The sequence below is a fragment of the Deinococcus sp. Arct2-2 genome (assembly GCF_004801315.1).
GTDB lineage: Bacteria > Deinococcota > Deinococci > Deinococcales > Deinococcaceae > Deinococcus.
The window spans coordinates 24,813-44,810 of sequence record NZ_SSNW01000004.1; the positions used below are offsets into that span (position 1 = coordinate 24,813).

Annotated in this window: 21 protein-coding genes; 9 read left to right on the forward strand and 12 right to left on the reverse strand. The window is 62.0% G+C overall.

All coding sequences use genetic code 11. The annotated features are described in order from the left end of the window. The first annotated feature begins 71 nt into the window (after positions 1-71). Both E7T06_RS02965 and E7T06_RS02970 read left to right on the forward strand, forming a co-directional pair. Positions 72-665 (forward strand): sulfite oxidase-like oxidoreductase, encoded by a 594-nt coding sequence (locus E7T06_RS02965; protein ID WP_136364367.1) that lies wholly within the window; start codon positions 72-74, stop codon positions 663-665. Further along, a complete protein-coding gene (locus E7T06_RS02970; protein WP_136364368.1) occupies positions 646-1,191 on the forward strand; it encodes a mismatch-specific DNA-glycosylase in 546 nt (181 codons plus the stop codon). The genes E7T06_RS02965 and E7T06_RS02970 overlap by 20 nt, the downstream gene beginning before the upstream one ends. 107 nt (positions 1,192-1,298) lie before the next feature. Here E7T06_RS02970 and E7T06_RS02975 read toward each other — a convergent pair whose 3' ends face one another. The 9 genes from E7T06_RS02975 to E7T06_RS03015 form a co-directional block, all read right to left on the reverse strand. After that, on the reverse strand, positions 1,299-2,327 hold the full coding sequence (locus E7T06_RS02975; protein WP_136364369.1) for a hypothetical protein: 1,029 nt from the start codon (positions 2,325-2,327) through the stop codon (positions 1,299-1,301). Positions 2,328-2,432: 105 nt separating this feature from the next. Beyond that, positions 2,433-3,044: a hypothetical protein gene (locus tag E7T06_RS02980; RefSeq protein WP_136364370.1), complete on the reverse strand. Its 612-nt coding sequence runs from the start codon at positions 3,042-3,044 to the stop codon at positions 2,433-2,435. Positions 3,045-3,145: 101 nt separating this feature from the next. Beyond that, positions 3,146-5,038: a site-specific DNA-methyltransferase gene (locus E7T06_RS02985; RefSeq protein ID WP_136364371.1), complete on the reverse strand. Its 1,893-nt coding sequence runs from the start codon at positions 5,036-5,038 to the stop codon at positions 3,146-3,148. Then, positions 5,035-5,301: a hypothetical protein gene (locus E7T06_RS02990; RefSeq protein ID WP_136364372.1), complete on the reverse strand. Its 267-nt coding sequence runs from the start codon at positions 5,299-5,301 to the stop codon at positions 5,035-5,037. The genes E7T06_RS02985 and E7T06_RS02990 overlap by 4 nt, the downstream gene beginning before the upstream one ends. Before the next feature lie 130 nt (positions 5,302-5,431). Next, the gene (locus E7T06_RS02995) at positions 5,432-5,932 is read right to left on the reverse strand and encodes an HNH endonuclease (protein ID WP_136364373.1); all 501 of its coding nucleotides are present in this window, start codon (positions 5,930-5,932) and stop codon (positions 5,432-5,434) included. 4 nt (positions 5,933-5,936) lie between these two features. Then, entirely contained in the window at positions 5,937-7,031 is a 1,095-nt protein-coding gene (locus E7T06_RS03000) for a sorbosone dehydrogenase family protein (RefSeq protein ID WP_168733341.1), read from the reverse strand. An 82-nt stretch (positions 7,032-7,113) separates the two neighbouring features. Further along, positions 7,114-8,613: a YifB family Mg chelatase-like AAA ATPase gene (locus E7T06_RS03005; RefSeq protein ID WP_136364374.1), complete on the reverse strand. Its 1,500-nt coding sequence runs from the start codon at positions 8,611-8,613 to the stop codon at positions 7,114-7,116. Between the two features lie 137 nt (positions 8,614-8,750). After that, entirely contained in the window at positions 8,751-9,269 is a 519-nt protein-coding gene (locus E7T06_RS03010) for a DUF4442 domain-containing protein (protein WP_136364375.1), read from the reverse strand. Positions 9,270-9,382: 113 nt separating this feature from the next. Continuing rightward, complete coding sequence (locus tag E7T06_RS03015) at positions 9,383-9,943, reverse strand: DUF402 domain-containing protein (RefSeq protein WP_136364376.1); 561 nt, start codon at positions 9,941-9,943, stop codon at positions 9,383-9,385. 156 nt (positions 9,944-10,099) lie between these two features. On the opposite strand from E7T06_RS03015, the gene E7T06_RS03020 reads away from it, so the two are divergent. Beyond that, positions 10,100-10,504 (forward strand): hypothetical protein, encoded by a 405-nt coding sequence (locus tag E7T06_RS03020; protein WP_136364377.1) that lies wholly within the window; start codon positions 10,100-10,102, stop codon positions 10,502-10,504. Between the two features lie 118 nt (positions 10,505-10,622). On the opposite strand, the gene E7T06_RS03025 is transcribed toward E7T06_RS03020, so the two are convergent. Both E7T06_RS03025 and E7T06_RS03030 read right to left on the reverse strand, forming a co-directional pair. After that, complete coding sequence (locus E7T06_RS03025; protein ID WP_136364378.1) at positions 10,623-11,255, reverse strand: phosphoribosylglycinamide formyltransferase; 633 nt, start codon at positions 11,253-11,255, stop codon at positions 10,623-10,625. Positions 11,256-11,355: 100 nt separating this feature from the next. After that, on the reverse strand, positions 11,356-12,783 hold the full coding sequence (locus E7T06_RS03030; protein ID WP_136364379.1) for a dipeptidase: 1,428 nt from the start codon (positions 12,781-12,783) through the stop codon (positions 11,356-11,358). A 108-nt stretch (positions 12,784-12,891) separates the two neighbouring features. Between E7T06_RS03030 and E7T06_RS03035 the strand changes: the two genes are divergently transcribed. From E7T06_RS03035 to E7T06_RS03050, 4 genes are all read left to right on the forward strand, one after another. Next, positions 12,892-13,926, forward strand: a complete 1,035-nt coding sequence (locus E7T06_RS03035; RefSeq protein ID WP_136364380.1) for an ion channel — start codon at positions 12,892-12,894, stop codon at positions 13,924-13,926. A 279-nt stretch (positions 13,927-14,205) separates the two neighbouring features. Further along, positions 14,206-14,955, forward strand: a complete 750-nt coding sequence (locus tag E7T06_RS03040; RefSeq protein WP_136364381.1) for a helix-turn-helix transcriptional regulator — start codon at positions 14,206-14,208, stop codon at positions 14,953-14,955. Next, positions 14,955-15,431, forward strand: coding sequence for an NUDIX domain-containing protein (locus tag E7T06_RS03045; protein WP_136364382.1), 477 nt, complete (start codon positions 14,955-14,957; stop codon positions 15,429-15,431). Before E7T06_RS03040 ends, E7T06_RS03045 begins: the two co-directional genes overlap by 1 nt. Then, positions 15,424-16,263 carry a metallophosphoesterase gene (locus E7T06_RS03050; protein WP_136364383.1) on the forward strand — a complete coding sequence of 280 codons (840 nt, stop codon included), beginning with the start codon at positions 15,424-15,426 and terminating at the stop codon, positions 16,261-16,263. The genes E7T06_RS03045 and E7T06_RS03050 overlap by 8 nt, the downstream gene beginning before the upstream one ends. Before the next feature lie 325 nt (positions 16,264-16,588). On the opposite strand, the gene E7T06_RS03055 is transcribed toward E7T06_RS03050, so the two are convergent. After that, complete coding sequence (locus E7T06_RS03055) at positions 16,589-16,906, reverse strand: hypothetical protein (RefSeq protein WP_136364384.1); 318 nt, start codon at positions 16,904-16,906, stop codon at positions 16,589-16,591. Between the two features lie 127 nt (positions 16,907-17,033). On the opposite strand from E7T06_RS03055, the gene E7T06_RS03060 reads away from it, so the two are divergent. Beyond that, the gene (locus E7T06_RS03060) at positions 17,034-18,026 is read left to right on the forward strand and encodes a LysR family transcriptional regulator (RefSeq protein WP_136364385.1); all 993 of its coding nucleotides are present in this window, start codon (positions 17,034-17,036) and stop codon (positions 18,024-18,026) included. 324 nt (positions 18,027-18,350) lie between these two features. Next, complete coding sequence (cysS, locus tag E7T06_RS03065) at positions 18,351-19,823, forward strand: cysteine--tRNA ligase (RefSeq protein ID WP_136364386.1); 1,473 nt, start codon at positions 18,351-18,353, stop codon at positions 19,821-19,823. Positions 19,824-19,998 lie beyond the last annotated feature (175 nt).

The following is a 19,998-nucleotide window of genomic DNA, read 5'->3' on the forward strand; positions in this document are numbered from 1 at the left end:
AAGCCGCCGCTTGCCCAGAATTGAGGCTTGGCCTCTAGCCCAACACGTGTGAGCGGCGTTGAATACCGGATATGTTAGGCAGATTTTTCAAGAAACCAGACAACGATATGGGGGGCCGCGTGCCGCCCGGTCAGACCCTGACTACACGCTTCCCGGTGCTGACTTACGGGCCAGTCCAACGTTACACCGCGCAGGATGTGGTGATCCGCATTACGGGGCTGGCCGAGGAAAAAACGCTGACGTGGGCCGAATTGATGGCGTTGCCGCAAACTACCTTGACTTACGATATCCACTGCGTCACCCATTGGAGCAAGTTGGATACGACTTGGACGGGCGTGCGTGTCGTAGACCTGATGGAACACCTGAAGCTGAAGCCGGGAGCCACGCACGTCATGCAGCACAGCGTCGGCGGGTACACCACCAATCTGAGCCTAGAGGACTTTACGCGCCCCGAAAACCTGCTGGCCTACGAATTTAACGGCGAGCCGCTAGAAACCGAACACGGCGGGCCGCTGCGAATGGTCGTGCCGCACCTGTATTTCTGGAAGAGTGCCAAATGGCTGACCGGCCTAGAGTTCATGGCCGCTGACCAGCCCGGATTCTGGGAGCGCAACGGCTACCACATGCGCGGCGATCCGTTTAAAGATGAGCGGTATAGCGACTGATCTGCCTGCGCCTTACCTCGTTCCCGACGTATTGCAGCCGGGGCTGACGTTGGTATTGGTTGGGACGGCCCCCAGCAAGATCAGTGCGCGGGCGCGGGCTTACTATGCCAACCCTCAAAACAAGTTCTGGAGTGTGCTGCACACGGTAGGCCTGACGCCTCGGCAACTGTCGCCCCACGACTATGCGCTTCTCCCTACTTGGGGAATTGGCCTCACCGATGTTGCCAAACGGCATTCGGGCGTAGACGCCGCCCTGCCCGCCGAAGCGTGGGCACCAGAAGAACTGCGCCTGAAGATTCGGACAAATGCGCCGAAGGTGGTGGCCTTCACCAGCAAACGCGGCGCGTCCGAAGTGCTGGGCAAAGCCACCGGGCGCTTGCCCTACGGCGTGCAGCCCGAACCATTGGAAGGAGCAGAAGTGTGGGTGTTGCCGTCTACGAGTCCATTGGGCCACACCCATTTCGTGCTGGAACCTTGGCAGGCGCTAGGGGAGCGGGTGGCGGCGCTGCGGGAGATGGGAGTCTAAGGGTGGCCCGCAGATCTTTGTTTTGACTCCCTCACCCTTGACTGGGACAGCCCGAAGGGAGGGGGTGAGTGAGCGCAGCGAATGCCCTTCTCAGACCTTTGTCCCAGTTACGCGCTTTCCGGTGGCAAAGCAGGCGGCAGCACCAGCACACTTAGCGCCAAGCCGCCTAGCCCGGCCATGACTGCCACGCCCAGCCAGAGTTCCAGACTCAGGTTGCTGAGGCCCAGCCACACGTTTAGGGCGAGGTAAGGTACCCACACCAGCAGCGGCAACAGGAAAGCGAAGGCGCGGAAGGCAGCGGGGCGGCGCGGCGACGGATCGAGCCACAGCAGCAACACATCCAAGATCAAACCGCACGCCAGCATTAGCACCGGCTCGCGCCACGTTCCCGGCACCAGCATCAGCGTCATAAGCAGGGTATTGAGGGTATACATCACCGTAACGGCCCCAAACGGCAACCGAAACCGCCGCAGCAACAGCAGCACCGGGGCCGCCAAAATGAGCGCGGTCAGCAGGGTTCCGCCTAACTCGGCCCGCAGTTGTACGTAGCCGAGGCCCTGCGGAGCACGAAGGAAGCCCCACAAGTACATCTGCATAAATGAGGTGAAGCAGAGAATGGCGGTGACGGCCATCAGCGCGGGCCACACCACCCCGGCAGGCGCACGGCGCGGCGTGAGCATTCGCCAAGAGGCGTTCAGTGGGGCGCTCAGAATGAGTACCGACCCTGCAAACAACATCAAATGCGTGGGCGAAAGCAGGGCTTCTATGCCTACCTCTATGCCAAAAATGGTGTGCCACAGCAGATCGCCCACGCCGCCCAACGCGAACACGGGCACGCCCAGTGCGGCGGGCCAGTAGCCATCCGGAAAGGCCGCTACCCCACGCCGTCCGGACTTCATACCCTGCCAAGTCAGCCACAGTGTCCAGCCTGCCACTGCCGCGAAGCCGCTATAAAACAGCGCGTGCCACGGCGTAAAAAAGGTTTCCAAGCTTTCGCCTAAGTTGTTGTGCGCCCACCCGTCTACAAAGATTCCAATCATCAACCACCAGCCGAGGCCCACCGTGACTAGGTTTTGAGTGGAGGTGGCCCGGCCTGTGGCAGCGGCGGGCACGGCGGCGGGCTGGATGGTGGTCATGCAGTAAGTTTAATCCTGTCCCAAGCGGCCTGCGTGACTGAATCCGGGTCAGTTTCTGGCGCAACTCCCGGCAGACTCAATTTCCCACACTTCGCCACAGGTGCTTCAGCTCAGCAGTCTCAGCAGTGCGGCCATCGGTGACATCTGGGCCAGCCTAATGTCCACCACCTTTCGTTGCTCGCCCTGATATGCCGTTGCAGACACGATAGAGAGGTCTTCAAGGCTGCCCCACCCGATGATGTCGGCCCCGGAAAAGGCGGGCAGCGTCAGGCGGGGCGGCTGATCGAGCGTGTAGTGGTAATAGACCTGAATATTAAACTCGCGCAGTTCGCTGGGTTTGAAGGCCGGGCGAAAGTTCCGCAGGATGCCCTCTACCCCGAACTTGTAGGAGAGCGAAGATTTGATGGAGCAGGTGGCCTGTGTGCCGTCCAGCCGCCGCACATGAATGTCGTGGCCCAGATCGGGCCGAGCGGCGTCTTTGTCTACTGCCGACTCGGCAAATTTGCCCTGTCGGTGCAGGTAGGCGATGACGGCTTGCTCTGCAATTTCGCCGTTCAGCACATTATAAAAGCGTTCCATCACGTCGCGGCCATGCAAATCGGGGCGGTCTACGATATGCGGCGTCAACTTTAGGGCCGTCTTCACAGTGATGCTGAACAGGTCATGCGTCAATTGCAAATCTGAGAGGGGAATCACGTCGTTCGGCGTTACCGTCATAGCGCCAGTCGTAGCACGGGGGCAGCGAACGTGCCTCAACTTGTCTTACTGACTGTTCAGTAAAGGGGTCAGCAGCAGCCTTCTCTCTACCTTTTTCAGCTTCAATCCCGCTTTCCGAACCAGTCCCGCACATTGTCGGGAATAGTTTTTACAGTCAGATTCTTCGGCCTGCCGTGCTGTTCAACGTACTGCTCTACCAGAAGTGGTTGCCAACTGTACACCACGACTGGGCCGTCATCGGCGGCAGCGAGGCGCTGGATTTCTGCCAAGCTCTCGCCGTCAATTTCGGTGAGGTACAGCAGCAACAAGGCGTCGGTTTGGAGGCACTGAACAGGGCGGTGTTCTAGAAACCGTTCCAGCGTGTGGGTGTGAATCAGTTGCAGCGCCCCCCACACCTGCGAATGCTGAATCTCTTGCGGCGCTTGATCGTTGGGAATTTGCCGAGTCTTCAGGTAAGCGAAGTCTCCGCCCAGCCCCTCTACCGCCACATTTCCACTGCGGCCCCGATAGGTGTAGCCCGCAATGGCCCGCTGAAGCCGTTCACGGGTCACGTCGCGGCAGATATTTTTAAGTGGTGTTTTTGGGGTGGCTTCGGTAGAGGAAACCAGAATAAAGCGCCGATCCGACAGTTCATCTGCGGCGTTGAGGCTCAGGACGGCGTGCCCGGTCGTGCCGCTTCCCGCAAAAAAATCGAGCACGATGTCGTCTGGCCCGGTGGCCTGAGCCACCAGCGTTTGCAGCAGCGACAGCGGTTTGGGGTAGCTAAATTCCAGCGTGGTGTTCTGAAACATCTGCCCCAAGAGGGTGCCGCCGTCTGCATTCAGGCCAGTGCGTGACACCGTGACGTGTTCCTCGTCTCCTTTGTCCACTTTGTCCTTCAGGCCGCTGAGCCAAGTGGAAATGGGTTTGCTGGTGGTCTTCACTTCCGAGCGAAAGCGTTTGTAGCCGGGTGTGCCGAACCCCAAGCGCTTGCCTATATAGAAGCTCAGGTAGCGTTCCTCTTCTTCTGGCGTCTCGAACAACCCCAGTTGCAGGTAGCGGGGCGCAGTGCCCGCCTGAACCGCTTCCCGCAAGGCCTCTAAGGTGGCGTACACGACGGGATCGTCTTTTTTCGGAAACACCACCCGCCCCTCGGCCAGCAGGTCTTCCATCGTGCCGCGCCGCAGTTTTTGGCCCTCCTTCATGGTGCCCGCAGAGGCGAAGGCCCACACCCGCTTAGGGTTGGGGGGATACCAGATGTCTTCTGCGGCGTGGTACACGGGGTAAAAGCCGTTGGGCCGCGCCCGCAGCGTGTGCGGCTTGCTCAGGTCGCCGCGTTTCCACGGGTCTGGATTGCCCGGATCGAAGTCCTTGTAGTCGGCCAACGCTTTGTCCGTTCCGGCAAACGAAAACCCCGGCAGGGCGTAGCACAGCACATATTCGTGATCCACACTGACAAAAGTGTCGGGCACGTCGTTGCTTCCGCTGCGGCGACGCCAAACAAAGGTGCCGACCTTGCCACCCGGAAACAACTGATCCAGCAGCAGCGTGAGGGGAGCCACCGCGTTGTCGTCTATAGACACGAGCAACACGCCGTCAGGGGTCATCAGTTCTTTGGCAAGTTGAAGGCGGCGGAACATGAACTCCAGCCACGTCGAATGCCGAAACCTGTCCTCTTTGTCGTTGTAGCGGTCGTTGTAAACAAACTCTTGGCCCCCAGTGTTATACGGCGGGTCAATGTAAATGCACTTGATGTGGCCCCGGTGGGTCAGGTTCAGGGAGCGGAGGGCGTCAAAGTTGTCGCCTTCGATGATCAGGTTGCGGTAGGCACCGTCACCCACGCTCAGGCTTTCGTCCAGATCGAGGGCCACGACATCGGCGCTCAAAGCCTGTTCGTGTTCGGCAGCGTCCCGTTCCCACACCAAGCCAAAATGACGCTCTGTGTCGCGCTGAACCAATAAGGCCACAAGGTCTTCGCGGGTCAGGTGATCGTACTTGGTATGAAGGGTAGTCATTCGGCGTCCTGCTCAGCCTTCGTGCGCGGGGTGTGTGCTGCTGAAGCCTTCTTCCGGCCAACTTTGGCGGCAAGCTCTAGTGTTCCCCCTCCACCGATTTGCCTCAAGGCCAGTTGCCGCAGCCACGCAGAAAGGCTGAGGTGCTGCTGCTGCGCCACCCGCTGAAGCTGCTCTTTCTGCGCTGGAGACACCCGCAACCGAATCGTCTGACTTTTCTTCTGCTGGTCGTCTTCAGGCGGTACAGTTTCGGGCGGTACACTCACGCCGCCAACCTACCACGCCCGATAAAACATCAGGCAGTTTTGTGGGTTATTTGTAGCTACATCGTGGGTAAAAACGAGGGACGTGTCACTCTTAGTAGAAGTGCTGTTTAACCCAAAGAATATTGGCGGGCTACTCAGCCGGAGCGGGTCTGGCCTCGCGGTGATCCAGCCACGAAATATCCACCTTCCATGCTCTGGCGCTGCGCTGTTCCCATACGCGGAAGGCGTCCTGCACGTACTCATGGACTTCTCGGCGTGTCCAGCCGTTGACCTGCATCAGCCAGCGTCCGGCCTGTTCTTGCTCGCCCTTCACGCGGGCCAACCCGAAGTGCTTGACCCGGTGACACTCTGGACACAGCGCCGTCAAACCTGTGAGCCGTTGAATGCCCTGTGCATCGTCGTATTCCCAGAGTTCATGACATTCTACAGGCCACTGTGGGCCGCGCCCGCCGCAAATTTCGCAGCGGTGGCCTGCATTCCGGTAACAGGCATGGCGCAGGCTGTCCCACGCCGCCTTGCTGACTTCAGAACGGACATTGGTGTACCAACTGCTTGACGGAACCAGTTCTATGCTGAGGCGTGGCGGGGGCGTCCGGACTCTCTCACCGTTTCCCTCATTTGCTTGTTGCACGCCGTCAGGGATATTGAATTCGCCAAATCTTGCCCTCGCCATCGTCGGTCAGGAGAAGGCTGCCATCGGACGCCGTGACCAAATCTACGGGCCGTCCCACCACATTCTGACCCGACAGGAATCCGGTCAGAAAATCTGTGGTTTTGCCCGACTTGGGGTCAACCATAATGACCTTGTAGCCGCTTTTTTGCGAGCGGTTCCAACTGCCGTGCAGCGCCACGAACATCTGGTTCTGGTACAGGGCGGGAAAGGTTTTGCCCGTATAGAACGCAAGGCCCAGAGGCGCGGCGTGTGCGGTGGTCAGCGAGAAGGCGGGAGTGGCCGTTTTGCAGGTGTCGGCAGTTTTGCGCCCAAAATCCTTGTCCCACACTTGCGGCTTCCCGGCCTGCGTGGTGTAGCAATACGGCCAGCCGAAAAATGCGCCCGCCTTCAGTTTGTACAGGCCTTCGGGCGGAATGTCGTCGCCCAGTTGGTCGCGCCCGTTGTTGGTGGCGTACAGCGTCCCGTCATTCCATTCGAGTCCTACCGCATTTCGCAGGCCCGACGCGAAGATTTTGCCGTTTTTCCCATCGGCGTCGTAGACCCACACGGCGGCGCGGCGGGGGTCGCTTTCCTCGCACACGTTGCAACTGCTGCCCGCCGCCACGTACATTTTGCCGTCCGGCCCAAATTCTACGGTGCGCGTAGAGTGCCCGCCTCCGCTGGGTAAGTCCACCAGTTTTTGCGCCGCGCCACTGGCCTTCACGTCGCCCGTCATGTACTGAAATCTGACCACGCTATCGGTGTTGGCGACATACAGGAACCCGCCATGAAACGCCAATCCGTGTGGGCGGTTCAGGCCGGATGCGAATACGGTTTTGCCATCGGCCTTGCCGTCGCGGTTGGCATCGGCCAGCACGGTTACGGTGCCCGCCCCCTGATCCGAAACAAAGACATCGCCGTTGGGAGCCACCGCCATAAAACGTGGCTGTTTAAAACCCTCGGCAAACAGGCTGACCCGGAAGCCGTCCGGCACCTTGAAGGGCGATGGAGCAGCAGTTTGGGCGCAGGCCGAAGCCGCCAGCGCGAGTGCGCCGAATAAACACAGATTGCGAACCATATGCCCCGAGTAGAGCAAAGCCGGGTGAGAGGCGGCGGGGAGCCAGATAAACGGGGGTTGACGGAGGGGAGGGGCCTCGGGCTTACGTCAAGTCACGCGGTCTGTACGTCACGGCTTCGGCCAAGTGCGATTCGCGGATGTCACCGCCGCCTGCCAAATCGGCTACCGTGCGGGCCACGCGCAAGATTCGGTCAAAGCCGCGCCCAGTGAGGCCCAACTGCCGCGCCGCTGCCCGCAGGAAGGCGTCCGGGCCGGGATTCAGCGGCGCGTGTTTGCGGAGGTGCTGGCCTGCGAGGTCGGTATTTCGCCCACCCTGCCGCTCCAGCATCAAGTCACGGGCGGCGGTAATTCGGGCGCGAACGGGGGCGCTTCCTTCCGGCTCTGGCGCACGCGTCAGCTCATCAATAGTCAATCGGGGAACCCTGACCACCAAATCTATGCGGTCTAGCAGTGGCCCGCTGAGGCGTGCGGCGTAGCGGGTGCGCTGGAGGGGCGTACAGGTGCAGGTTTTCTCGGGATCGCCAAAATGCCCGCAGGGACACGGATTCATGGCGGCCAACAACTGAAAGCGGGCCGGATATTCCACCGTTGCCCGCGCCCGGCTGATGGTGACGGTGCCGTCTTCCAGCGGTTGCCGCAGCGTTTCCAGCGCCTTGCGGCTGAATTCGGGAAATTCGTCGAGAAATAAAACGCCCCGGTGGGCCAGCGACACTTCCCCCGGACGCGGCACACTGCCCCCGCCGATGAGTCCGGCATCCGAAACGGTGTGGTGCGGCGTGCGGTAAGGAGCCGCCAAAGTGAGCGTGCCCCGCGCCGTGAGCAGGCCCGCCGCCGAATGGATGCGCGTCACTTCCAGCGCTTCAGCCCGTGTGAGCGGCGGCAACAAGCCCGGAGCGCGGCGGGCCAGCATGGTTTTGCCGCTGCCCGGAGAACCGATCATCAGGAGGTTGTGGCCGCCCGCCAGCGCGATTTCTAGGGCGCGGCGGGCCGAACTCTGGCCCTTCAGGTCGGCCAAATCGGGGTGCAGGTCGCTTGGGGCGTCGGGCAGGGGCGGGTCGGTGGCGCTGAGCAGGACTTGGCCGCTCAGGTGGCGCACGGCTTCCAGCAAAGTGGCGGCTCCGAACACGGTCACGCCGTCGATCAGGGCGGCTTCGCGGGCGTTTCCGGCGGGTAGTAGGGCAGGCAGGCCCAAACTGGAGGCCAACAGCGCCAGATTCACTGACCCCGCAATGGGCCGCAAGGTGCCGTCCAGCGCCAGTTCGCCCGCCACCAACGTGCCTTCCAGCGCCGACGCGGGCAAGAGTTCCTGCGCCGCCAGTAGCCCTAATGCGATGGGCAAGTCGTACAGCGGGCCTTCTTTTCGCAGGTCGGCGGGGGCCAGATTGACCGTAATCCTCGCCGCCGGGAAAGGCAAGCCCGCGTTCCGAATCGCCGCCCGCACCCGTTCCCGCGCCTCGCTCACCGATTGATCGGGCAGGCCCACCACATTGAAGGCGGGCAGACCGGGGCTGACATCCACTTCGACTTCGACTGGCACAGCGTCCACACCGATCAGGGCCACACTCCGCGCCCGCGCCAGCATCAGCCGCGCCTAGAGATGGGGGCGGCAAGCAGAACATGGTGCGGGAATGTCACACCCGTCAGTTTAGTGCCAGAATGAGAAAAAGATCACACGCTGTATATGGGGCCGTTTGGGGGTGTCCTGAGCTTGAGTAGGTTCTAGCTGCCTTGCTTCTGGCCCGATGCGCGGATGTACCAGTGTGCCACCGCCCGCATCACCGCTTTATCCTCAGCGTCCTTCACGGTCACGTTGACAGTTAATCGGGCCTTCCCGTGTTCGGCGAACTCGGCGTAGGCGGCGGGTAAGGTGGCCGGATCAATCTGGCCCTGCGCCGTGATGTCGCCCTGAGCGCGGGCCACATAATGGGTTTCCAGCTTTTCTATCAGCGGTACGGCCTGAGCCAGTTGCGCGGCGAAGGCTCCGGCAAAGGCGGCCCCGCTCACGGCTTCGGCCAGCAAAAACTGCGCCCCAGCGTGAATCGTGCCCAAGTGGTTGCGAAACGGCGCGGTATCGGCGCACGCCCCCTCGGCCCAGCCCACACCCACATCGGTAATCTGCACGCCCACCGTCGCATTCATAGGAATGGCGTGCAGCGCGGCTTTTACGGCTTTCACGGCAAAACCGGGCAGGGCAGGACGGGCGGCGGCAGGGTCAGGAGCAAGGTCAGGCTGTGTCATGGGGGAACCTCCGGGGGACAAGCTGGAAAATTTGAACTGAGTATAAGGGCAGAACGTGGAGTGTGGATCGTGGAAACAGCCCAAACCACGATCCACGTTCTACGATCCTTCCTTCAGGTATACGGGTCTTCCAAATACCGCCGCAGCACCCCCAGTGGCGCATACGTTCCAGCGTGCAGTTCGGCTTCTACGGCCCGCGCCTGTGCCCACGTCGTTTGCGCTAGTTCGGGTGTCACTAACCCCGCCGCTACCGCTTCCTCCAATTCCTCGGCGTCGATGATGTTCGTGTGGGCCACACCCCAGCCGCCTGCTTGGGGTTCCGCGATCACATCCAGATACAGGTCGTCGTGCCAAGGCAGGCCGTCTTCGCCCACGCCCTCGCCCGTGTGGATGTCCACATAAAACTGCACGGGCCGCCCGCGTTCGTCCAGTTGTACCGTCAAGGCGCTGCTCATCACACCTTCGCCTGTTCCAGTGGGGTGGGCACGCACCCAGCGAAAGCCGTTATCAAGGACACGCACGATGCCCTCCCCGGCGGGGCGCGGCACATCCAGCGGCCTGATGACCGTGTGGGCCGTGAAATCCAGAATTATGTAGCCCGGAATGGCGGTCTGGGTCTGCGTATGGGCGGTCACGCGTGCCCACGGGCGGAGGTCAAAAATCTTGCGTTTCATGCCGTTAGCGTAAGCCCGCTACCATAAGGGCGTGATACGAACTTGCTCTGATTCCCGAACATCCGCAAAGGCACCGGATGTTCGTCCATCTCCGCCAGCCCGTATTCCTTGCTACTCGTTCCACTTGGATTCGTCTTCGACTCATCGCAATTTAGTATGAATGGACGAACGCGGAGCCTGCGCCTGTGGCTGAGTTTGCTGGGCATGCTGGCCTTGTTGGGCGGTCTGAGTGTCTGGGGCAGCGTACAGCAATCGCGTGCAGCACAGCAGCAAGCCACGCAGCAAGAAAAGCAGCGCAAGGCAGATGCCGAACGCTACCACCAGTCCGATCCGGTACGGTTTCAGGAATACGTGCGGCAGGTGGGCATCGCCGCCGATGTGCTGGGTCAAGACGAGCGCGACGCTTCCGGCCCCTGCCTTAGCGTCAGCGGGTTTGAAAGTGGCGTAGGCGATCCGCCGCCTGAAACGGCAGAGTGCGTGATTCGGGACACAGGAACAGAGCCGCCCACCGTGTTGCTGAGGCTGAAGGATGGGCGGAAGTTTGGGTGGCCTGCGGAGTAGGGGGAGGGTAGTTAGGAAAGCAGTCGCGTTGCTCACTCACCCCCCAGTTGCTTCGCAACGGCCCCCCCCTCAAGAGGGGCTGAGAAAGATAGAAGCGGAGGCAGCGGCTTTTAGCTCCTCACCCTTGAGGGGGGAGGCTGGGAGGGGGTGAATGAGCAAAGCGATTGCCCTTGCCCACGTCTTGCAACGTCCTAAGTGCCTCCAGCATCAAGTCGCCCTCGGTGGCCTGCACACGGGCTTTCAGGCTCTCCAGCGTGTCTCCGGGCAGCACGGACACCCGCGACTGCGCCAATACCGGGCCTTCGTCTATGCCCTGCGTCACCAGATGCACCGTCGCGCCGCTTTCCGTGTCGCCCGCCGCAAGCACCGCCTCATGCACCCGGTCTCCGTACATGCCGCGCCCGCCGTGCCGGGGCAAGAGGCTGGGATGCACGTTGACCACGCGCCCCGCAAATTGCCCCAGCACACGCGGCCCCAACTCGCGCATATAGCCGCTGAGCACGAGCGTATCGGCCCCCGATTCCAGCAAAAATTCCAGAATGGCGGCGTCCAGCGCGTCGGCGTCTGGAATGCGGGCCGAACTGAGATGCGCCCACTTTAGGCCCGCTTGTTGCGCCCACAGCAGCGCGGGAGAACGGCTGTTGTTGGAGGCGAGCGCAACGGGAATGCCGTTCAGCACACCGGAAGCGCAAGCCGAAGCGATATGCCGGGCGGCGCTTCCTCCGTGTGAGGCGAGGAAAGCCAACTTCATAGGTGCTGTACGCGGTCAGGAGAGTGTGGATCGTAGATCGTGGTTTGGGCTGTTTCCACGATCCACGTTCCACGTTCGGCCAGTCTCGCTGCTCTCAAGTTCACTGCCCCGGCTCGCCAACCTGCCCCAACTCCTGAAGCAAATAAGCCCCCGTCAGAATCCCGTTGTGGTAATCCTCCAGCGCAAAGCTCTCATTGGGCGAGTGGGGCGCGTCTTCGTTCAGGCCGAAGTCGACGAGCAGCACGGGTGCACCCAGAATAGAGCGGAAATCGGCCACGATGGGAATGCTGCCGCCGGTGCGGGCAAACGCGGCGTCGCGGTTGTAGACCCGCTTCAGGGCGCGGCCCGCCGCCTGCACGAACGGAGAATCGGCGTCCACTTTAATCGGCTGGCCGCCGTGCAGCGACTTCACTTCTACCTTCATGCCTGCGGGGGCGATGGTGGGCACATAGTCGGTGATGAGCTGCGTAATCCGGTCTGGGTCTTGCCCCGGCACCAGCCGCATGCTCACTTTGGCTCCGGCTTTGGCGGCAATCACGGTTTTGCTGCCCTCGCCCTGATAGCCGCCCCAGATGCCGTTCACATCCAGCGTAGGCCGCGCCCAGAGGCGTTCCAGCACGCTGTATCCGGCCTCTCCGGGCAAGGCAGGCACATCTATGGAAGCGGCAAACGCGGCATCGTCTTGGGGCAGTTTGGCCCACATCTCGCGTTCGGCGGGCGTAATTTCTTCTACACCGTCATAAAAACCGGGAATGGTCACGCGGCCCTGATCATCCTTGAGTTTGGCGATGATTTCGGCCAGCGCATTGATCGGGTTGGGCGCGGCCCCGCCGTAGCTGCCGCTGTGCAGGTCACGGTTTGCACCCTGCACATGAATTTCCACGTAGCTCAGGCCACGCAGGCCATAGGTCACGGTGGGCACGTCGGGGGCAAAGCGGCTGCCGTCCGAAATCACAATCACATCGGCCTTCAGCGCCTCCACGTTTTGGCGCAAGTACGCGGCGAGGCTGGGGCTGCCCACTTCTTCCTCACCTTCCAGCAAAAACTTGACGTTTACGGGCAACTCACCTTGCGACAGCAGCAGTTCCACGCCGCGCACATGGGCATAGGCCTGCCCCTTGTCGTCGGTGCTGCCGCGTGCATAAACCCGGCCATTCCGCACAGTGGGTTCGAAGGGCGGCGAGACCCATTCTTCCAGCGGGGCTTCGGGCTGCACGTCGTAATGGCCGTAGATCATCACGGTGGGTTTGTTGGCGTCCACCTGCTTCTCGGCAAACACCACCGGATGTCCGGCCACCGCCTGCCCGCTTTTACCCGTGTGGGACGTGGCGTCCACGCGCACCACAAAGCCCAGCGTTTCCAGCTTGGCCCGCAAAAAGTCGGCGGCACGGGCCATGTCGGGAATGTGGGCGGGGTCGGCGCTGACGCTGGGAATCCTCAGCAGGTCAAACAATTCGGCTTCGGCCCCGGCGCGGTCAAGGTGGGCCGACAGATCGGAAGAACCCGGCAGGTGCTCAGAGGTGGTCATGCCCGGAATCATAGCGGGCGCTGCACTGGGCCTGCGCGATTTGTGCGGGTGGCCCGCGTCTCTGCTGGCTGGACAGAACGCGCCGCAGCTCGGCTATAGACTCTGAGAATGACCGAGCGTTCCGCCACTGCCCCCGCATCTCCTGTCTCGGTCTCATCCCCAGCTGTGGCTGAAGCATCCCACCGCCCCGCTGATCTCGGCTTGTCGGGCGTCTTCGAATCCGAATCCCGGTTCCTGAACCGCGACGGCACTTTCAATGCCCACCGCAGCGGGCTGGGGCGCGGGGCCTTCAGCGCCTATGCCGATCTTCTGACCATGCGCTGGTCTACTTTTTTCGGGGTGTCGCTGACCCTCTATCTGCTGCTCAATGCCCTGTTCGGGCTGCTGTACTTTTCGCTCGGCCCCGCTGCCCTCAGCGAAATGCCCATCGGCACAGGGGCGCGGCTGCTGGCCTGTTTCTTCTTTTCGGTGCAGACTTTCGGCACCATCGGGTTCGGGCATGTGTACCCCAGCACGCTGGCCGCCAACGTGCTGGTGACGATGGAAGCGTTCGTGGGCTTGATGGGCGTGGCGCTGGTGACGGGGGTGCTGTTTGCGCGGTTTTCCCGGCCTACACACCGCGTCTTGTTTAGCCACCACGCCATTCTTGCCCCGCATTCGGTGGGCGGCAACCCGCAAGGCCGCGCCCTGATGTTCCGGGTCATGAACGGACGGCGCACCGATCTGCTGGACATCACCGCCGAAGTGATCCTGACCCTGCGCCACGATCCCGGCGGGGCAGCTATCAAAACGGGCAACAAAGGCATGGGCAACCGCTCTTTTTATCCGCTGACCCTAGAGCGTGACCGGGTTACCTTTTTTCCGCTGGCATGGACGATTGTGCACCCTATAGACGAACACAGCCCCCTGTACGGCCTAGAACTGGCCGATTTGCTGCGCCAAGAAGCCGAACTGGTAGTAGTATTGCGGGCCACCGAAGAAGCCAGCCAGCAAAGTATTCAGGCAAGGTGCAGCTACCACGCCACCGAAATTCGTTCTGGTCACCGCTTCGCCTCTATGTACGTGCGCGAAGCTGGGCAGCTGGCCGTCGACGCCCGCCTGCTGCATGACCTTCAACCCGCCGAATTGCCGCCGCAGACGTAGTTGGGCGATGTCCCAGCGTTGACGATTCCGGGTGAACCCCCCAGTCTGCTTCGCAGCCAGCCCCCCTTAGAGGAGAGCGAAAGTGCTTGTGTCCTCCCCTCAAGGGGGGGCGTTGCGCCAGCAACGGGGGGGTTCACCTTCCAGACTGAGTAAGAATCAACAGCCTGTTCAAAGTGCAATCTCCTTGAGCCGCGACAGGCCAGAAACATGCCGTCCGGTGGGTCATCCCTGTTCCCCGTCACGGTCAGCAATCTTGCTTCCGGTATACTCAGGGAAGGTATGGCAAATCAGTCTAAGCATCGTCCGGTCTACGTGATTTCTGTCGCGGCAGAGCTGGTGGATATGCATCCGCAAACCCTGCGGCTGTACGAGCGCAAAGGGCTGATTCGTCCGGGCCGCAGCACCGGCAAAACGCGGCTGTACAGCGAGCGGGACATAGAGCATCTGCGCGAAATTCGCCGCCTGACACAAGAACTCGGCGTGAATTTGGCGGGTGTGGAAGAAGTGATGCGCCTGCAACACGAACTTGACGACATGCAAGGCGAATTCGAAGCCGAGATCGAGCGCATCGAGGGCGAGTTGCGCGAGCAGGTGCAGCAAAAAGCCTTGCCTGCCCCCGGCGAAAAACTCGACCCGCGTGACCGCCCGGTGTACGTGATCTCTATTGCCGCCGAACTGGTAGACATGCACCCGCAAACGCTGCGCCTGTACGAGCGCAAGCAACTAATTCGGCCCGGACGCAGCAGCGGCAAAACCCGGCTGTACAGCGAGCGCGATATAGACCACCTGCGCGAAATCCGCCGTCTGACGCAGGAACTCGGCGTGAATCTGGCAGGCGTCGAGGAGATTATGCGGCTCCGGCACGCGCTGGACGGCGCACGCACCCACTTAGAGGGCAACGTGCAGAAGTTGCAAAACGACATCACGGAACGCATGACCTTATGGCGCGAATTGCCTGCGCCGGAAGCCGAGGCGCACGAGCCAGCCGACGAGCAGATACCCGCTCCAGCACTTAAAGGCGGCGATTGATGGCGGGAGTGCTGGACGGTGCGGCTCTTGTTTCTGTCCTTGCTCCGAATGGGAGGCAACCTGTTCAGACTCAACGAGTTGGCGCGGGTGTGGCCGTGCTGGACGGCAAGAACGTTCTGCTGATTCGCCGCCCCGACAACGGACTGTGGGATATTCCCGGTGGGGCAGTGGAGTCGGGCGAAGTGGAGGAGGACGCCGCCCGGCGCGAACTGCGCGAAGAAACCGCTTTGGGGGCCGGAACCCTTACACTGCGGGGCGTGTTTAGTGGGTCAGAATTTCAGCATACCTATCCAGACGGCAACGTCGTGGAGTGGGTCACGGTCTTGTTTTCTGCCCACTGGAACGGTGAACCTCCGCGTGCGGGCGATGACGCGGCGGCGGTGGCGTGGGGGCCGTTGGACGCCTTGCCCGCCGATCTCTCCCTTGCTACGCAGCGTTACTTGGTTGCCATTCAAACCGGGGCCGCCTATGCCTGATCTGTGGGTGGTGGGCGATATTCACGGCGCTTACGAGAAGGTGCGGGCCATTTTGCTGCGGGCGGGCCTGATCGATTTTGACGGCGCGTGGACGGCAGGCGACGCCCATCTGGTCTTTTTGGGCGATTACATGGATCGGGGGCCAGACGGCCTCGGCGTGGTGCGCTTCGTGCGGAATCTGGAGATTCAGGCGCGGTTGGCGGGCGGGCAAGTTACGGCGCTTCTCGGCAATCATGAAGTGATGTTTTTGGCGGCGCAGCGCTTCCGGCGCACCGACCCAGACGATCAATACGGCTTTCACGACTACTGGATCAGCAACGGCGGCCAACCCCGCGACGCCGCCCGGATGGAGGCTGGCGACCATGCGTGGCTCAGCGAGCGCCCCGCCTTGGCCCGCGCAGGCAACTGGTTGCTGATGCACGCCGACACGCGCATGTACACCCGCTTTGGCGGCAGCATCGAGGACATCAACGCGGCCATCAGCGCCCTGCTGCGCACCAACGAACCCGAAGCGTGGGGCAGTTTTGCCAATGCCTTCGCTGACCGCTTCGCCTTTTCTATGGGCGGCGGAGAAAAATCGGCGTGGCAATTCCTGCGAACCCTCGGCGGAGATAGGCTGGTGCATGGGCATACGCCGGTGTACATCCTGCTCGATGAAAACATGCACGGCCCTACCCTCGGCCCCGGCGCACCGATTCCCTATGCGGGGCGGCTGTGCGTAGCGATGGACAGCGGCATGGCCTACCGCGACGACGCCGGATTCATAGCGCGGCTGGACGGCACGGGCATTGCCGAAGTGGTGACTTTTCCGAGTGGCGCACCGCTACACTGATTCTCTGTCAGTGGTGAGTGGTCAGGAGTAATACGGATTCCGATGAAAAGTCGTGCATTTTGGCTTTTCATTCGAGCGGAGCGAGTAGGAAAAGTACGGACTCTGGGAGATGGACGGGCAGGCGGTGCTGTTCCGACTGTACGGGAATCATATGGAGTCCGTATAAGTGGGAAAAGCGTCGTGGGGGTTGAATCTAAGCTCTATGCAATTGAAGAAACGTTTAAAACGCTGGCCTGCGGTTGGTGCTGGTCAGGACGGATAGGAGCCAAAAAAAGCCCCCGCGTGGAGTAGCTCCGGCGGGGGTGAAGTGGCGCAGGTGGGGTTCTTAGCATGCTCTACGAGTCCGAACCGGGCCAAGCGTGCCGTAGCCGTGCGCGTGCAGGGCGTGAACCAAGTCGGCGGCGTTCTGGTGGGCGTCTACCGGGCGGGCTTCCAACGTGGCGTCTCCGAGGCGGGCCACAGGCCATACGCGCAGTTGCCAGCCATCAAGGGCGGGCACGGTCAGGGTGCTGTCGGGCGTGGTGATTTCCAGCACGAATGCGCCGAAGAGGGCCGAGTCGGGCCGGGCCACGCGGGGAGCCACAGGGGCGGTGTTGAAGAGGGGCATCGGGGCAGTAGCGGGGCGGGGAACGTGGTAAGTCATGGGTAAAACCTCCTGCACATAGCTTGCGCTTTTGCTGCTCTACAGGACATCGGCAGCGTGCCAGACGCACTGGCTTGCATATCGGGTTATCCGATAGGGCCGGGACAACTGGGCCTTAGAATGTGTTATGACCCCACGCCGTCAGCAAGCCACTCCGTCTATTTCGGCGCTTCCGGCCCAGCCCACGTTGGCCCAGTTGCGGGCACTCCTCTTGGTTTCAGAGGCAGGCGGCTTTGGCGAAGCGGCAGCCGAAGCGGGGGTGTCTCAATCCAGCCTAAGTGAAGCGGTAGGTAAGTTGGAAACAGCGGTAGGCAGGCCACTCTTGCGGCGCACGCCGGGCGGAACCGTGCCCACTGCGGCGGGCTTGCGGGTGCTGGTGCATGCCCGCGCTGCCGTGCAGGCCGCCGCCGATGTCCTGCTGGCCGCGCAGGATGAGGGCGCATTGTCGGGCCGCCTGCGGTTGTCGTCGTTCCGGTCTACCGCCACCCATTTGCTGCCGCCCGCGCTGGCCTCGTTCCGGGCGCAGTATCCGGGCGTGACCGTGATGCTGCTGGACAGCGAGGCGCACGGCGGCAGTGAATCGGCGGTGCGGGCGGGCCGAGTCGACCTGTCGGTGGTGGTGGGGCGGCAAGTGCCGGGGCTGCTGCTGACCCCGTTGGCCGAAGACGAATACCTGTACGTGGCCCCCGAAAGTCGCGGCCCGCACCCGGTGTCGTGGGCCGATCTTGCCGCCGCACCTATGATTTTACCCCCCCACCGAGACCCCTGTTTCGAGCGGGTGCGCGGTTATCTGGAGGCCCACGCCATTCCCCTCACCGACCTGATGGAAGTCGAGCAGGACAGCGTGACTCTCAGCATGGTGCGCTACGGCCTCGGCATCACCGTGATGCCCCGGCTGGCGCTGTCGCCGCTGCCGCCCGGATTGATTGCCCTGCCCCTGCCCGAACCATTGGCGCGGCCCCTATCGCTGGCCGTGCTGCCCCAGCGGGCGGGGTTGCCCTTGGTGCGGGCCTTCACGCGGGTGCTGCTGGACAGCGTGCAGGCGCAGGCCGCCCTGACTCCGAGTGTGTCGGAAGTGGTTGTGTTGGAGGGGAAGGGGGGCGAGCGCGTGCGGCATTAAGGGCTGGGGGTTTGCATTCAGCGTTGGAAGGTGAACCCCCCAGTCTGCTCCGCAGCCAGCCCCCCTTAAAGGGGAGCGCAACAGCTTTTGTCCTCCCCTCTAAGGGGGGGCGTTGCGGAGCAACGGGGGGTTCACCCGCAAGCCTGATTCGTCACGCCTCGCCGGACTTTGCTACACTCCCCCCATGAAGCGCGTGCCCTCCCTCTCCCTGTGTTGTCTGCCCTTGCGGTAAAGCAGGGCACGCTTGCCTGTCGCCGCGCCAAGTTGTCTGGCGCGGCGTTTTTCTATCTTCTCATTTAAAGTGCCACCCACACCGGAGCGACCATGACCCACACACAGCCCGACCCCGATATCTTCCTGTACGACACCATGCAGCGCCAGAAAGTGCGGTTTGTGCCCACCACAGCGGGGCGCGTGGGGATGTACCTCTGCGGGCCGACGGTGTACAGCGACGCGCATTTGGGCCACGCCAAAAAAGAAGTCGCCTTTGACGTGATTCGCCGCGCCCTGATGCACTTTGGGTACAGCGTGCGCTACGTGACCAACATCACCGATGTGGGCCACCTGCAAAACGACTCCGACGACGGTGAGGACAAATTGCTGGCCCGCGCCCGCCTAGAGCAACTGGAGCCGATGGAAGTGGCCGATAAGTATTTCTGGTCTTTTGTCAGCGATATGGACGCCCTGAACATCCTGAAACCCAGCATCAATCCCCGCGCCACCGGGCATATCACCGAGCAAATTTCCTTGATTGAGGAACTGATCGCGCGTGGTCATGCCTACGCCTCCAATGGCAGTGTGTATTTTGATGTGCGGAGTTGGCCCGACTACGGCAAATTGTCGGGCCGCAAGCTGGACGATCAGGCCGAGGGAACGCGGGAAGAGGTGCGCGGCGAGAAGCGTGACCCGCGTGATTTCGCGCTCTGGAAGAAGGCCGAAGCCGGACACATCATGCGCTGGGATTCGCCGTGGGGCGTGGGCTTTCCCGGCTGGCACATCGAATGCAGCGCCATGAGCCTGAAGTATCTGGGCGAGGGCTTCGATATTCACGGCGGCGGCTTAGACCTGCAATTCCCGCACCACGAGGCCGAGATCGCGCAGTCGGAAGCGGCGGGGCACGCCTTCGCCCGCTACTGGATGCACAACAACATGCTGACCATCAACGGCGAAAAAATGAGCAAAAGCAAGGGCAACTTCACGACCCTCAAAGACTTGCTGATGCAGCACGACCCGATGGTTATTCGTTACCTGTTGGTGTCCAGCCACTACCGCTCTATTACCGAATTCAGCGACGGAGCCTTCGAGAGCGCCCGCAGTGGGTACCGCCGACTGGGCGAAGCGCTGCACGAGATAGAGCGCCACCTACCTACAGCTCCCGCAGGCAACGACGCCGCCCTAGACGCCAAGATTGCCGCCCACCGCAAGGCATTCGAGGACGCCCTACGCGACGATTTCAATACGCCCAAAGCTATTGCCGCGCTGTTTGGTCTGACCACCGACATGAACGCTGCCATCAACGCTGGCCCAGTCGGTGCGGCCACGCTGGACGCCGCCCGTGAGGTGTACCGCACGTTGGGCGGCGGTGTGCTGGGGCTGTTTTCTGGCACATCTACCGGGGCAGCAGCGCAGGCCGACGAAGCCCCGGTTGTAGACGCCCTGATGGAACTGGTGTTGCAGGCCCGCCAAAATTACCGCCTGAACAAGCAATACGCGCAGGCCGACGAACTTCGTCAAACGCTGACCCGCGTAGGCGTGACGGTAGAGGACACCAAAGACGGCCCCCGCTGGCGCAAATAACCTCGTCAATTAAGGAGCAACTTGTGCCGGATAGCAGCGTGAATGAGAGTCCGGGCAAGGCAGCCCATGAGACTTCCTCACTTCTTTGTCAGAACCTTGTCAACTTGGCCCGCTAAGCTAAGGGCCGAGCGGTGACGCAGCGTCATTCGTTCTTCCCCCTGTGGGCACGCTACCC